Raw genomic sequence first — 14,427 nt, 5'->3', positions numbered from 1 at the left:
TGGTTCCGGCTGCAGAGGTCGGCGTTCGGTTGCGACAGCAATTCCTTGCGCCAACCAAGGAATCAGCCCAGCATTCATGCGCTGGGGAGGAAAAAAGCATTTATGGCCGGACGCGGCGTATCTGCGACCTGACGATCCGGCCACTGGGAAGACACGTTCCGGGAACGGGCAAGCGAAATGCTTGACAACCGTTGATAGGAACTGCGCTCATGCCTGCTCTCACAACCAGACCGGCCCCAGTCGCCCGCACGGCGCGCCGACTCCTGAATTCACTTGTCGCGGCAGTGGTTTTGATTGCTGCCGCCATTCCATTTGCGGCGCCTGCTCTGGCGCATGATGCCAAGCCGACCGCGGCAATGCCGCAAGGCTGGAGCTATCCGTTCTCCTGCTGCTCGGGCTATGATTGCCGCGAGGTCTCTCAGACATCGATCAGCGAACGTCCCGAGGGCTATGTCATCAAAGGAACCGGGGAAGTCGTGGCCTATAGCGACAAGCGGATCAAGAATTCGCCCGACGGCGAATATCATTGGTGCTCCGTTGCCGGTGCCAATGACGGAAAGACCATCTGCCTGTTCGTGCCCCCATCGTCCTACTAGCGCATGACGCCCAAAAGCTTGCCCACGGGCTGACCCGAGCGTGTGCAGCGGTTTTGGATCAATGGGCCTTCGATCTGTGCATCGCAGGCTCACAAGCCTGCTGACCGGCAGTTGTCAGGAGCGTTTCTTTATGCTGCCTTTGCCGTACGGGGCGGCGGCATTGTGAGGGACCAATTCATGACCATCAAGGCAAGCTGCCACTGCAAGGCGACGACGTTCGAGGTTTCGCAAGCGCCGCAGACAGTGACGCGATGCACCTGTTCCTTTTGTTCGAAACGCGGTTCGTTGTGGGCCTATTACACCCCATCGCAATTCAGACTCACCAGCCCGCCGGAGAATGTTTCGTTCTACCAGTGGGGATCGAAAACCATAAAACACGGTTTTTGCGCCACCTGCGGCTGTGGCACCTTCACCGAGACGCCGGACTGGTCGACAGGCGAGCCGAATTTCGACAATCCGAAGATCAGCGTGAACTCGCGGCTGTTCGACGATTTCGATCTCGACAAGGTCGAAGTGGTGATCATCGACGGCAAGAATCTCTGGTAGCCGGTCGAATTGCGGTGGTCGCGCGAGCCGCTGCAGGCGTGTGGAATTGAGCCGGGGAAAGCCGCGGCAACGGCTTTTGCTGGTCCGTTTTTCGCCGCATTTCATGGTACAAGTCGCTGGAAGGGCTGATGCGGTGCGCCGTTGTGCGGCCGTGGAATGGAGAGGGACCACCATATGAAAAAGATTGTGCTCGCCGTCGTGGCGACGGCTGTGCTCGTGAGCGCATGCACCACCGATCCCTACACCGGGGAACAGAAGGTTTCCAATACCGCTGCCGGCGCCGGTCTCGGTGCTTTGGCGGGTGCCGGGCTCGGCATGCTTGCCGGCGGTAACGACCGCCGCAACGCGCTGATCGGCGCGGGCATCGGCGCGCTTGCCGGCGGTGCCATCGGTGCCACCATGGACCAGAACGAGGCCGAACTGCGCAGGCAGCTTCAGGGCACCGGCGTCAGCGTCACCCGCACCGGCGACCAGATTATCCTCAATATGCCGTCCGACATCACCTTCAACGTCGACCAGGACGCGGTGAAGGCCGGTTTCTATCCGGTGCTGAATTCAGTGGCCCTTGTGCTGAAAAAGTTCCGCCAGACCACGGTCGACGTGTTCGGCCACACCGACTCGACCGGCGGCGACGAGCACAATTTCGACCTGTCGCAGCGCCGCGCCCTGGCGGTCGCCAACTATCTGTCCGGGCAGGGCGTCGATTCCCGCCGCTTCGCCGTCACCGGCTTCGGCAAGACGCGTCCGATCGCCTCCAATGCGACGGCTGCCGGCCGGGCTCAGAACCGCCGCGTCGAGATCCAGCTGTCGCCGCTCACCTGAGGCAAGCACATGAACCGAGAGCGGCCCCGCAAGGGGCCGCTCCAATGGTTATGCCGGGCCACCGACCGTCGGCGCCCTTCGTTCGTGATGTCAGGACCGGGCCGGCTGATCGACAATCGCGGCAACGATCCGGCGCACGATCGGAAGCACAATCAGCAGACTGGGAAACGCGACAAGCCATGAAGCGCCCCATGCATAGCTCCAGGCCGCTATAAACCCGTTCGTCCAGCCTGCGCCGATTGCCGTCGAAACCGCCGAGACAATCGAGGACATCAGAATCGAAAGAACCAATGGCATCACCACCGCGCCATAGGAGGGCGGCAGCTTTCTCAACTTGAAGGCTCGGTCCGGTGATGCTTGCATCGAAATCTCCTAATAAAAAAATATGCGTAGGCGTTATTGTGAGGACGATCAGGCGGCATATGCCGTCTGCAGCGCCAATTCCTGAATGAAGCTTCGCAGCGAACGCGGCTCGCGGCCAAGCACGGCACGCAACGTCAGAATGTTCCCGCCGAGGCCGTATTTGGCGTAGTGGCTGTGTACTTTGGCCAGCATCTGCAACTGCCGGTCGGTATAGGGAAGGCGGGCCTTCGCCGCCCAGTCCTGAAATGTCGGCTCGCCCGCCGACACCGGCCGGCCAAGCGCTTCGCTCATCATGGCGACGACCTCTTCGCGGCTGTGCATACCGTCGGCGCACAGCTCGAGGGTCGCATAGGACAAACGCGCTTCGGTCAGTGCGATTGCCGCCACTTCAGCCACATCGCGATAGTCGACGCGGGCGAGCTTCGCCGTCCTTGGAAACGGCTCGGCGAAAACGCCGTGCTCGACGACGGACGGCCAGGCCGGCGCGATATTTTGCATGAAATTGGCCGGGTGCAGAATGGTGTACTCCATGTTCGTCGAATAGAGGGCAGCTTCAACGGGTACCTTGCTTGCATGGTTTTCCAGCCTCGTATTGGTCGGCTGGATCACCGACGAAAAGACGAACTTTCGAACGCCTGCTCGGGCCGCCGCCTCAACCATGGCAACCCCCATGGCGGCTTCGTCGGGAGCAAAGGCCGGTCCGATGTGAAAGACACCGTCGACACCTTTCACGGCCTGCTCAAGGCTCCGATGGTTGCGCAGATCTCCGATCGCGATCTCGGATGCGCCGCCTTTCCGGGCTTTTTCGGCACTCGCGGCGTCACGAACAAGCGCTCGAACCCTGGCATTGCGGCGGACGAGTTCAGGCACCACCAAACCGGCAACGCGGCCTGCGGCGCCTACGACCAGGACCGTTGGACTGGGTGTTCGCATGACGATCTCCTTCCTTCGAGTCTGCCTTTCGGCCTGTGCAGGGAAGATAAAATCTAGCGAACTTCGTTACAATTGATCGATTTTGCGATAGGTTCTCCCGATTTTCGGTAGAAAGGAGCGATGAGCGATGAGCCGGATAGATGATTTCGAAGCCTTCATTGCCATTGTCGAGCATGGCAGTCTGACGGCTGCCGCACGCCGGCTGAACCGCTCACTGCAGTCGGTCAGCCGGTCCCTGGCGACATTGGAGGAATCAATCGGGGTCGAGCTTCTGCACAGGACGACACGCCGCTCGACGCCGAGCGAAGCCGGAGCGGCCTTTTTCCAGCGCATCAAACCCGCCGTCGAGGAAATTAACGAAGCCAGGCTTCAGGCGGCCAATCGACGGTCGGAGCCATGGGGCATCCTGCGTGTCAGTGCCCCGGTTCTGTTCGGCCCGGACTTCCTCGTGCCGGTCATCGCCGATTATATGCGGACATATCCCCGGGTCGAGGTTGACCTCCAGCTTTCCGATGAATTTGTCGATCTCGATGCCGAGCGCCTCGATTTGGCTGTCCGAATCGGCAATTTGCCGGATTCCAATTTACGTGCGAAGCGCCTGGGCGCGCTGCGGCGCGTGGTGTTCGGCGCACCTGCCTACTTCCAGCAACACGGCCGACCGGCCCATCCGCTCGAATTGCGTGAGCATCAATGCATCGTACGAACCGTCGACGGCCGCCCAGGCGAATGGATGTTTCAGATTGAAGGCAAGCCCCGGCCGGTGAAGGTCGCGGGTACCTTCCGGTCGAATTTGATGATATCGATCTATGCGGCCGCGGTTCACGGATTGGGTCTGGGCTACTCGCCGCTTTGGCAGGTAAAGCACCTGGTGGACGATGGCCGCCTGGAACTGGTTCTAACCGAATTCGAGCCGGTGCCGGTGCCGATACACGCCGTGTGGCCGGAAGGCAGGTCGTCCTCAGCCAAAGTTCGCGCTTTTCTGGACCTGCTGGCATCCCGCCTGGAGCTCAAGAACCTTTAGGGCCTAGACCAAACTCAACGCCGATCTTACCTCATCGAAATTAAGTTCGTGATTAGAACAGCCGTGGCGGCATCGAGTGCGGGTTGATGGACCTCCGAATGACCGATGTCCTTCAGCTGTTCGGTCGTCAGATCTGCCAGTGCTCTGCGTCTTGCAACGGTCCGCCGCCATCCCGTGAAGGCAGCGATCATCATTGCTGCTCCTTTCAGGCTAGACGCAAGCAAGCGTTTGGACATGCTGCGGGCGGCGCGAGGTTCCGTGTGAGCCATTGTTTTGGTCTCCCATTTCCAGTTTGCGGATGGGAGCGTGCCACGCAGGCGTTTTCGGGCTGTTCGGCTGTGCGTGAACAACTGGAAGAAGTCCGGCGATCCGCCGTTAAATCGGTGTTAAATCGATCCACCGGAGATGCTATTCTGTCGCTGCGGTCGAAGTATGGAGACGATTTGTGCGCATCCGGTTGCTTGGTGGCCTGGAGGTTACTTCCCCGGAGCACCGGCCCGTCCAGTTCGCCACACGCAAGACTTCGCTTCTTTTTGCTGCTCTGGTTCTCGCTGGCCGCCGCGGCCATCGTCGCGAGCAGCTTTCCGAAGCCTTTTGGCCGGGGCGAAGCAATGGGCAAGCCCGCAACAGTCTGCGGCAAGCGCTGGTCGACATCAGGCGCACGTTCCCCGCCAGCTCGGATGCCACCGTCTACATCGATGGGGATCAGGAAACCGTTGCGCTGATTGCCGGTCCGGATGAGGCGGACATCTCGGTGTTCGACCGGAAGCTGGAGGAGGGCCGGACCACCGATCTCGCCTTCGCTGCGGATCTCTATCGCGGTGAGCTGCTTGCCGGGCAAACGATTCCTGACGAACTGGACGAGTGGTTTGGACCCTTTCTGAGTAAGTATCAGCGCAAGGCGCTGCAGTTGGTCGATCGGCTGAGCCTGGCGCTGCCCGCACCCGGCTCAGCGGAAGAGACGGCCTGCGAAGGGCTCGCGGAGAGATTGCTCGCCTCGGATCCGACGGCGGAGGCAGCCCATCGGGCGCTGATCCGCATCCACGCTCATCGAGGTCACGAAAACGCGGCCTTGCGCCAGTTCGAGCTGTGTCGGGCAGCATTAAAAAAACATCTGAATGCGGACCCAGAGGAGCAGACAAGCTCAATTGCGGCTTCCCTGCAGTCTCGTGAAAGAACTGAACGTCAGCGGCCGGAGCCAAGCTCTGGCGCCGCATCACTGGCGCAGGTTCTGGCGGCCCCGACGAGGCGCGACGACCAGCCGTCGATTGCGGTGCTGCCGTTTCAGAATCTAAGCGGTGATGTGGAGCAGGAATATTTCGCCGACGGCATGGTGGAAGACATTGTCACCGCCTTGGCTCACTTTCGTCACCTGTTCGTGGTCGCACGGAATTCGAGCTTCACCTACAGGGGACGGTCCGTAGACATAAAGCAGGTCGGGCGTGAGCTGGGCGTGCGCTATGTGGTCGAGGGAAGTGTTCGCCGGGCGGGCGACCGCCTGCGCATCGCCGGGCAGCTCATCGACACCTCGACGGGGGCCTATCTCTGGGCCGACCGTTTTGACGGAACGCTCGCCGAAGTCTTCGATCTGCAGGACCAGGTCGCCTCGAGCATTGTCGGCGCAATCACACCGAAAATGGAGGAGGCTGAGATCGAGCGTGCCAAACGCAAACCGACAGAAAGCCTCGATGCTTATGACTACTATCTCCGCGGGCTGGCGGCCTTTGACCGAACGATCACTAGTAGATCGGCGATTGACGACGCCTTGCGCCTCTTCATGAAGGCGATCGACCGTGACCCGGAGTTCGCGATAGCCCATGCGCGGGCGGCGCGGTGCTACGCTACCCGAAAAAGCAACGGCTGGATGGTCGACCGTGCAGAAGAGATTGCCGAAGCTACTCGACTGGCCAGGAGAGCGGTCGAACTCGGAAGGGACGATGCAATTGCGCTTTCCTACGGTGGATACGTCCTCGGCTACGTAGGCGGCGACCTTGATGATAGTGCGGCTTGCATCGATCGCGCGCTCGCTCTCAACCCGAACTTGGCCGCTGCTTTGGGCGTCAGCAGCTGGGTGAGGGCTTGCTTGGGCGAGCCAGGCAAGGCCATCGAGCACGCCGCGCTTGCCATGCGCCTAAGCCCATTGGATCCACGCTTGTTCGCTTGGCAGTTCAACACCGGGCTCGCTCATTTTTGTGCAGGCCACTACGATGACGCCGTCGCTTGGGCGGGAAAGTCGCTGCGGCACCAGCCGAACTACGTGAGCGCGATGCGTGTAGTGGCGGCGGGTCATGCCCTTGCGGGGCGCCTAACGGAAGCGCAGCAAATGATGGCCCGGCTTTGCGAGTTCGACCCCTCGCTGCGGCTTTCGAATCTCGCCGAGGTGCTGCCGCCGTTTTATCGACCGGACGATCGCAGCAGATATATCGAAGGCCTTCGCAAGGCGGGCCTGCCGGACTAACGCAGTATCAGCGCGAAGCGAGGCCGTCTTATGCAGCTTTCGGTGCTTCGCGCGTCGGCGCGACGCGCAAGCCCTGCAGCATCAGACCTTGGCGACGATCCGCATGAAGGCCGGCATGTCGTCGCCGAAGCCGACGGTCGCGTCATTGTCTTCCTGGCGCTGGCGGGCAGGGCGCTCGCGCTGCGGCCTGGTGTCGCCCCGTTCCGGCGCGCGCCGTTCGTTGCGATCGGGCGAAGCCTTGCGTTCAGGTGAAGCCTGGCGCTCGCTGTTTTCCGAGCGGATCGCCTCTTTGCGGGTACGCCGCTCGTCGATGTCGGCGACGGTGGCTTCGGCCACGACCGGCTGTTCCTCGCTAACTGCTTCTGGCGCTGCTTCTTCGCTGCGCTTGGCGTGGCGTTCACGCGGTTTGCGCTCGCCCCTGTCCTTGGCGTCGTCCTTGCGGCCGGCACGGCGTGGCGCACCGCGGCCACGGCGCGGGGCCTCATCCTCGCCGCCTTCGCTGGCAACGACCGTCGACAAATCGCCGTCATGCCACTCGATCTTCGTGCCGATCAGCCGCTCGATGGCGTCGATGTATTTGGTGTCCGACTTGGTCGCGATGGTGAAGGATTTGCCCGAGCGCCCGGCGCGGCCGGTACGGCCGATGCGGTGGACGTAATCCTCCGCGTGGATCGGCACGTCGTAATTGAAGACATGGCTGACATCGGGAATGTCGAGGCCACGCGCCGCGACATCCGAAGCAACGAGGTAGCGCAGCTTGCCGTCACGGAAATTGGCCAGCATCTGCATGCGCGCGCGCTGGTCCATGTCGCCGTGCAGGGCGCCGGCGTCGAAGTCATATTTCAGCAGCGAGCGGAACAGCTCCGATACCTCGATCTTGCGGTTGCAGAAGATGATGGCGTTCTTCAGCTCGGCATCCTCGGCTTTCATCAGATTGCGCAGCGTCTCGCGCTTGTCCCAGGGTTTCGGGCCGGATTTCACCAGCCGCTGGATGATGTTGGTGGCGGCCGATGCTGCCTTCGACACTTCGACGCGCACCGGTGCGTGCAGGAATTTCTCGGTGAGCTTGGTGATTTCCGGCGGCATCGTCGCCGAGAAGAACAGCGTCTGCCTCGTGAACGGAATCATCTCGCAGATACGCTCGATGTCGGGGATGAAGCCCATGTCGAGCATGCGATCGGCCTCGTCGATGACGAGGATCTCGACGCCGTTGAGCAGGAGCTTGCCGCGCTCGCGATGGTCGAGCAGGCGGCCCGGCGTCGCGATCAGCACGTCGGCGCCGCGCTCGAGCTTCTTGTCCTGCTCGTCGAAGGACACGCCGCCGATCAGCAGTGCGATGTTGAGCTTGTGGTTCTTGCCGTATTTGACGAAGTTTTCCTCGACTTGCGCGGCGAGCTCGCGCGTCGGCTCGAGGATCAGCGTGCGCGGCATGCGCGCGCGGGCGCGGCCCTTTTCCAACCGGGTGAGCATCGGCAGGACGAAGGACGCCGTCTTGCCGGTGCCGGTCTGGGCAATGCCCAGCACGTCCTTGCCGAGCAAGGCGTGCGGGATAGCACCAGCCTGGATCGGCGTCGGCTCGGTGTAGCCGGCATCGGTAACTGCGGAAAGGACCTTCGGCGACAGGCCGAGGTCTGCGAAGGTCAACGCTTCTTGAGCGATCTGGGTGTCTGAGGACAAGTTTGGCTGTCTTTGGCTGGTTCGGGGGCGCAACATATGCAGTCGCGGCAAGCGCCGCGCGCCTGCAAGATTGGTATTGCAGGTAGGCGCAAGCCCACGATTTGTCAACACAAACGGGCGGCATTGGCGCGATTGTGAAGTCGTAACCTTAATCGCGATGCTTAATTTACGCAGTGGCCGCTACGCCGGCTCAATACCTGAACTGTTCGGCGAGAATGCGCTCATTCCACGAATGGTTGGGATCGAACAGCAGCGTCGCTGTTGCCGTCGGCGATTCCCTCACCGTGACCGTCGTCACCGCCTTGACCTCGGTGTGGTCGGCGGCGGCATTCACCGGCCGCTTTTCCGGCTCCAGAATGTCGAAACGCACGATCGCCTTGTTGGAGAGCAGCGCGCCGCGCCAGCGGCGCGGACGAAACGGGCTGACCGGAGTCAGCGCCAGCAGCGGAGCGTCGAGCGGCAGGATCGGCCCGTGCGCCGACAGATTATACGCGGTCGAGCCGGCCGGCGTCGCAATCATCACGCCGTCGCAGTGCAATTCCTCCAGCCGCTCTTGCCCATCCACGGTGATGCGGATCTTGGCCGTCTGGTACGACTGGCGCCAAAGCGCGACCTCGTTGATCGCGAGCGCCGAAATCGTCTCGCCTTCGGCCGTCACCGCCTGCATCTCCAGCGGACGGATCGTTTCGGCGACGGCCGCCGCGATGCGCCCGGTCAAGCCGCTGGCGCGGTATTCGTTCATCAGGAAACCGATGGTGCCACGGTTCATGCCGTAGACCTTCTTTCCCGTACTCATCGTCTCGCGCAGGGTCTGCAGCAGAAAGCCGTCGCCGCCGAGCGCCACGACTATCCCGGCTTCTTCGACGGATGCCTGGCCGTAACGTGCAGAGAGGCTTTCCAGCGCTGCATTGGCGTCGGCTGTACCGGATGAGACGAAGGCGAAACGGCTGGCGGTTTTGCTCATGGCTCTCAACGACAACCGATTGGCGACGACCGTCTGGCGACCGATTGGCGGCGACCGGTTGCTGGGCCGCGCCAGCGCCGGGTTAGCATGGGTGGGCATTTCTGCAAAGGGAGGGAGGTGCCTGGAGATGGCGACCAAACAAGCCGCACTCGCGCATCATGTCGGAGGACAAAATGATGTGATGGTTAAGACTCGCCTTAAACTCTCGTAAAGCCATATCGATCATGTTAGCCGGCAGCGGACGGGCGGCGTGGGGGCTAACCAGTCGAGACCGATCTATTGCCGCTGGCACGCTTGATTATTGTCTTCCTGATGCTGGCAAGTTTTGCCCTGGCTTTCGCGGAACTGGTGCGCCAGTCGGAGGAAAAGAGCTTTAGACCCGAGCCCACGGCCTCACGCTGCGGCGACGCGGCGGGGACACCCTGTCCGCAAAGGGCGCTTTGACGCCACAGCGCCAGTGCTTATCGGGCTTGCAACAGATGGCAGCCGGCCCGGCGCTTTTGCGCGAGGTACTCGTCGACAAGCTGGCGATAGCGGACTTTGCCGAAGCTCGGGAAATGGCCGCCGTGCACGACCGAGACATCGAGATCGCGCATGCGCAGCAGCGTTTCGACATAATCGTCGATATCGGAGTGATAGACGTCGTCGATCAGCGGGCCGTCATAGATGATGTCGCCGGAAAACAGGATGCCCGTCCTGTTTTCGTAGAGCGCAATGCCGCCGGGTGAATGGCCGGGCGTGTGGATGACCTCGAAGGCACGGTCGCCGAGATCGACGATGTCGCCTTGCTCGAGCAACCGGCCGGCTGGTGCGGGCGGGATCCGGTAGCGCTTGGTGTCCCAACCTTGCGGCATGCCGTCGAACATCTCGTCAGTGGCATAGCGGTCGGCAACCGTCCATTCGTTGCGCGGGTCGGCGAGGATTTCGGCCTCGTCCGGGTGCACGCAGCGGTCGGGAAATTCGTGATGGCAGCCGATATGATCGAAATGCGTGTGGCTGGCCACGCAGGTGAGCTTGCGCTCCGTGACCAGCGGCACATGGCGGCGCAGGCTGAAATGGCCGAGGCCGGTGTCGAACAGAAGATCGCGGTCGCGGCCGCGCACATGCCAGATGTTGCAGCGGAAGAACGGCTTGATCCACGGCTCGTGGATCAGCGTCACGCCATCGCCCATGCGGATAGTTTCGTACCAGTCAGGAGCGTCGATGATTGGAAGCGTGCTCATGTTTGGTCCGCAAGCAGGATGATGTCGCCAGCATCGCACGATACCGCGACAACGTCGCCCGGCTGGACGGCCGATGCTGCCGCGACCTTGGCGATGAAGTGCAGCGCCGGGTCGGTCGTGGAGGTCCCCAGCACACGCTTGAAGCTGCCCTGGAAGACGACGTCGCTGACCTTGGCCGTACCGAGCGCCACAGCACCGCCGGCAGCGCCGAGGACGAGATGCTCAGGCCGGACAGCCAAAGCAATCCTCGAGCCCGCCGGGATTGTGCCAGGCAGCGATAGTGGTCCAAGCTTCGTCGCGACGGTGTTCCTACCGTTCTTCGTCTCCCTCACCGTTCCCGATATTAGCGTGCTTTCGCCCATGAAGGTCGCGGAAAAGCGCGTCGCCGGCCGTGCATAGACGCGCTCGGGCGGGCCCTCGTCCTCGATGCGCCCGTCATTCATCACCACGCAATGGTCGGCCAGCGCCATCGCCTCTTCCTGATCGTGAGTGACGTGGATGAAGGCGGTGCCGACGCGTTTCTGGATCGCCTTCAATTCGTCCTGCATCTGCCGGCGCAATTTCAGGTCGAGCGCGCCGAGGGGCTCGTCGAGCAACAGCACCGCCGGCTCGACCACCAGGGCGCGCGCCAGCGCCACGCGCTGCCGCTGACCGCCCGAAAGCTGATGCGGCTTCTTGTCGAAGGCAGTGGCCAGCCCAACCAGCGCCAGCGCCTCGCGCGCCCTTGCTGCCCGGGTTGCGGCATCGACACCCCGCATGCGCAGCCCGAAGCCGACATTGCTGCCGACGCTCATATGCGGGAACAGCGCATAATCCTGGAACACGGTCGTCGTCGGCCGCTTCGCCGGTGGCACGGCGGTGCAGTCCTCGCCGCGGATCAGCACCTTGCCCTCGCTCGGCGTGACGAAGCCGCCGAGGATGGACAGAAGCGTCGTCTTGCCGGAGCCGGACGGCCCGAGCAGGATCGTGTAGCTGCCAGGCTCGATCGTCAGCGAGACGTTCTTCAGCACGGTGTGCTGACCGAAGCGATGCGAGACAGAGCTTATATCGACCAGTGGCGCGGTCATGCCGGCTTCCTCCGCAACAGCATCAGCTCGAACAATACCACCAGCACGATGGAGACGGCGAAGACCAGCGAGCCGACGGCGTTGGTCTTGGGATTGAGGCCGGAGCGCAGCAGGTTCCAGATCTCGACCGGCAGCGTCGTATCGAAGCGCGTCAACAGGAACGAGATGACGAATTCGTCCCAGGAGAAGGTCATCGACAGGAAGAAACCGGCGAAGATCGCCGGCGCCATGACAGGCACGGTGATCAGCAGCAGCACCTTCCATTCGGGCGCGCCGAGGTCGCGCGCGGCGCGCTCGATGTTGATCTGGTGGTCGCCCATCTGGCTGTAGACGATGGCAAAGCAGAGCGGCAGGTTGATCACGACGTGGCCGATGCCGGCGGCAATGAGCGACTTCGGCACGCCGGCCCAGTTGAACAGCACCAGCAGCCCCATGCCGATGATGAGATAGCTGACGGTCAGGGGCAAGGTGATCAGCCCGCGCATCAGGCCCGAGCCCGGCAAAGCGAAGCGCGCAAAACCCCAGGCGGAGAGAAAGCCCAACGTGACGGCGGCAGCCGAGGAGACGACCGCCACCAGCAGCGAATTGACCAGAGCCGAAGTCAGCCGCGTGTCGGCGAGCACGGCCTCGTACCAGCGCAGCGACGGCCCGGTGAAGGGCGGGATCGGAAACGACGTTGCCTGCAGCGAAAACAGCACCAGAACGATGACCGGCAGAAAGATGAAGCCGTAGATTGCGATGGCGTAAAGGCCGGAGACGAGGCGGATGAGCGCGCGCATGGTCAGGCCCGCTCGATCTTCAGCCAGCGGGAGCAGGCGAGATAGGCAATGGTGACCACCGCCATCAGGATGATCGACAGCGCCGAAGCGAGCGGAAAGTCGCCGCGCCGGCCGATCTGCATCATGACGAGTTGCGGCATCAAAAGCTCGTTGTTGCCGCCGAGGATCTGCGGCGTGATGTAGTCGCCGATGCACAGCACGAAGGTGAGGAAGGCGCCGACCATGATACCGGGGAGCGTCAGCGGCAGAACGACATGCAGGAAAGTCCGAACCGGCCCGGCGCCGAGGTCGGCGGCGGCCTTGCGATAACTGGGGCTAAGCTGCTTCAGATTGGCGAAGATCGTCAGCGTCAACAGCATGACGAAGAAATGCACGAAGCCGGTGATGGTGGCCAGCCGCGTATTGGCGAGCTGCAGCGGTTCGCTGGACAGGCCAGAGCCTGTCAGTGCGCGGTTGACGACGCCGTTTTGCGCCAGCACCAGCAGCCACGAATAGGAGCGCACGACATAGGAGGTCCAGAACGGCAGCACCGCCAGCATCAGCGCCAGCCGCTGCCAGCGCTCCGGCACCTGTTCGGCCAGGATCCAGGCAAAAGGATAGGCGAGCAGCACCGAGATCACGGTGACGATCGCTGTGACCTGCAGCGAGTTCACCATCGCCTGCCAGTAGGACGGATTGGCAAAGAACTGGCTGTAGTTGGACAGCGTGAAGCCGCCGCCTTCATGTGCCGTCAGGCTGGATACCGCCATGGCGACGAAGGGCAGCACGAAGAACAGCAGCGTCCAGCCGAGCGCCGGCGTGACCAGCGCCCAGGGCAGGGCACGCCCACTGTTGACGGCGTTCACGACCGGCAGCCGGTCATTGCGCCTGCAGCATTTCGGTCCAGACGTCCTGCATCTTCTTGTCGAGATCGGCATTCGGCGCAGGATAGGACTGGGCGCGGGCGAGGAATTCCGGCTGCTCGTCGAAGCGCAGGATCTTCTTCTGCTCGTCGCTCAACGCCGCCTTGCTGTTGGCCGGCATGCCCCAATAGCAGGACGAGGTGGCGAGCCGCGCCTGGCCTTCGGGGCTCATAATGTACTGGATGAATTTAAGCGCAAGCTCCTTGTTCTTGGAATCCTTGAACATTGCCAGCGACTGCGACCACAGCACGGCTCCTTCTTTCGGGATAGAGAAGTCGAGGGCAGGGTTTTCCTTGGCCAGCCCCGCCGTCACCCATTCGCCTCCGCCGACCAGAATGTCGACCTCGCCGGTCGCCAGCGCCGTCTGGCTGGCGGTCACTTCGCCGACCAGCTTGGCGTTGGCCTTCATTTTGAGCAGCTCTTCCTTGATGGCGGGAAGGTCGGCTTCGGTCAGGTCGGCGGTCTTTTTGCCGATCGCCAGTGCGGCCATGCCGATGACCGGCAGGTAATAATCGTAGATAGCGATCTTGCCCTTGTACTTATCGCCGGTCAGCGCGGCAAGCGACTGCATGTCGGCCGGATCGACCTTGGTCTTGTTGTAGCCGATCGTGTTGTAGCCGAACTTTTCGGTGATGCCGTAGCGCTTGCCGTCGACGACGGTGGAACTGTCCATCTTCACCTGCGGAAACAGGTCGGCCAGCGGCAGCTTGTCTTCCGGCAGTGGCTCGAACAGGCCTTTTTCGACGCCGCGTGGCACGTCGATGCTGTCGATCACCATCACGTCCCAATCGCCGGGCTGTGATTGATCGACGATCGCCAGGCCGGCGCCGGTGCCTTCGAACTCCTTGACATTGACCTTGACGCCGTTCGCTTCCTCGAACGGCTGCAGCAGCGCCGGATCGGCGTGATCGCACCAGATCAGCGCGTTGAGATCCTGCGCCTGAGCGAGGCTGCCCGCCGCCAGCAGCAGTGCTGCCGCGGCACACGCGCCTTGGAGATGGCTCTTCAGAACGGAAAGCGGATTCCTGACGGTTGGATTGGGGGTCTTTGGATTGACGGACATCGAGTGTTCTCCC

15 protein-coding genes are annotated in these 14,427 nt (G+C 62.4%); 5 read left to right on the top strand and 10 right to left on the bottom strand.

Translation table 11 applies throughout. The features are described 5' to 3' along the window. Positions 1-209: 209 nt before the first annotated feature. The 3 genes from NKI24_RS21505 to NKI24_RS21495 all read left to right on the top strand — a co-directional run bounded on the left by NKI24_RS21505 (position 210) and on the right by NKI24_RS21495 (position 1,964). On the top strand, positions 210-596 hold the full coding sequence (locus tag NKI24_RS21505) for a hypothetical protein (protein WP_031212810.1): 387 nt from the start codon (positions 210-212) through the stop codon (positions 594-596). Positions 597-773: 177 nt separating this feature from the next. Continuing rightward, positions 774-1,142 carry a GFA family protein gene (locus NKI24_RS21500; protein ID WP_352451083.1) on the top strand — a complete coding sequence of 123 codons (369 nt, stop codon included), beginning with the start codon at positions 774-776 and terminating at the stop codon, positions 1,140-1,142. A gap of 174 nt (positions 1,143-1,316) precedes the next feature. Further along, entirely contained in the window at positions 1,317-1,964 is a 648-nt protein-coding gene (locus NKI24_RS21495) for a YiaD family glycine zipper/OmpA-like lipoprotein (RefSeq protein WP_023679922.1), read from the top strand. A 90-nt stretch (positions 1,965-2,054) separates the two neighbouring features. On the opposite strand, the gene NKI24_RS21490 is transcribed toward NKI24_RS21495, so the two are convergent. Next, entirely contained in the window at positions 2,055-2,327 is a 273-nt protein-coding gene (locus NKI24_RS21490; protein ID WP_023679921.1) for a DUF2798 domain-containing protein, read from the bottom strand. A gap of 48 nt (positions 2,328-2,375) precedes the next feature. Continuing rightward, on the bottom strand, positions 2,376-3,260 hold the full coding sequence (locus NKI24_RS21485; protein WP_352746762.1) for an NmrA/HSCARG family protein: 885 nt from the start codon (positions 3,258-3,260) through the stop codon (positions 2,376-2,378). A 127-nt stretch (positions 3,261-3,387) separates the two neighbouring features. Here NKI24_RS21485 and NKI24_RS21480 point away from each other — a divergent pair, with 127 nt between their 5' ends. Continuing rightward, complete coding sequence (locus NKI24_RS21480; protein ID WP_352746764.1) at positions 3,388-4,281, top strand: LysR family transcriptional regulator; 894 nt, start codon at positions 3,388-3,390, stop codon at positions 4,279-4,281. Between the two features lie 26 nt (positions 4,282-4,307). Here the strand turns inward: NKI24_RS21480 and NKI24_RS21475 are convergent, their stop codons facing one another. Next, complete coding sequence (locus NKI24_RS21475; RefSeq protein ID WP_352748200.1) at positions 4,308-4,472, bottom strand: YjiS-like domain-containing protein; 165 nt, start codon at positions 4,470-4,472, stop codon at positions 4,308-4,310. Positions 4,473-4,726: 254 nt separating this feature from the next. On the opposite strand from NKI24_RS21475, the gene NKI24_RS21470 reads away from it, so the two are divergent. Continuing rightward, positions 4,727-6,739, top strand: a complete 2,013-nt coding sequence (locus NKI24_RS21470) for a BTAD domain-containing putative transcriptional regulator (RefSeq protein ID WP_352748100.1) — start codon at positions 4,727-4,729, stop codon at positions 6,737-6,739. Between the two features lie 81 nt (positions 6,740-6,820). Here NKI24_RS21470 and NKI24_RS21465 read toward each other — a convergent pair whose 3' ends face one another. The 7 genes from NKI24_RS21465 to NKI24_RS21435 all read right to left on the bottom strand — a co-directional run bounded on the left by NKI24_RS21465 (position 6,821) and on the right by NKI24_RS21435 (position 14,414). Next, on the bottom strand, positions 6,821-8,416 hold the full coding sequence (locus NKI24_RS21465) for a DEAD/DEAH box helicase (protein WP_352451079.1): 1,596 nt from the start codon (positions 8,414-8,416) through the stop codon (positions 6,821-6,823). A 190-nt stretch (positions 8,417-8,606) separates the two neighbouring features. After that, positions 8,607-9,380 (bottom strand): NAD kinase, encoded by a 774-nt coding sequence (locus NKI24_RS21460; RefSeq protein WP_023679915.1) that lies wholly within the window; start codon positions 9,378-9,380, stop codon positions 8,607-8,609. Positions 9,381-9,841: 461 nt separating this feature from the next. Continuing rightward, complete coding sequence (locus tag NKI24_RS21455; RefSeq protein WP_352451077.1) at positions 9,842-10,603, bottom strand: MBL fold metallo-hydrolase; 762 nt, start codon at positions 10,601-10,603, stop codon at positions 9,842-9,844. Then, a complete protein-coding gene (locus NKI24_RS21450; protein WP_352748096.1) occupies positions 10,600-11,670 on the bottom strand; it encodes an ABC transporter ATP-binding protein in 1,071 nt (356 codons plus the stop codon). The genes NKI24_RS21455 and NKI24_RS21450 overlap by 4 nt, the downstream gene beginning before the upstream one ends. Then, a complete protein-coding gene (locus tag NKI24_RS21445) occupies positions 11,667-12,449 on the bottom strand; it encodes an ABC transporter permease (RefSeq protein ID WP_352451075.1) in 783 nt (260 codons plus the stop codon). Before NKI24_RS21445 ends, NKI24_RS21450 begins: the two co-directional genes overlap by 4 nt. A 2-nt stretch (positions 12,450-12,451) precedes the next feature. Beyond that, positions 12,452-13,294, bottom strand: a complete 843-nt coding sequence (locus tag NKI24_RS21440; RefSeq protein WP_352451074.1) for an ABC transporter permease — start codon at positions 13,292-13,294, stop codon at positions 12,452-12,454. 13 nt (positions 13,295-13,307) lie between these two features. Next, positions 13,308-14,414, bottom strand: a complete 1,107-nt coding sequence (locus NKI24_RS21435) for a polyamine ABC transporter substrate-binding protein (RefSeq protein WP_352746775.1) — start codon at positions 14,412-14,414, stop codon at positions 13,308-13,310. Positions 14,415-14,427 lie beyond the last annotated feature (13 nt).

The sequence above is a fragment of the Mesorhizobium sp. M0701 genome (assembly GCF_040320365.1).
Lineage (GTDB): Bacteria > Pseudomonadota > Alphaproteobacteria > Rhizobiales > Rhizobiaceae > Mesorhizobium.
The sequence above is the reverse complement of the archived record's forward strand: the minus strand, read 5'-3'. Positions and strand labels throughout refer to the sequence as shown.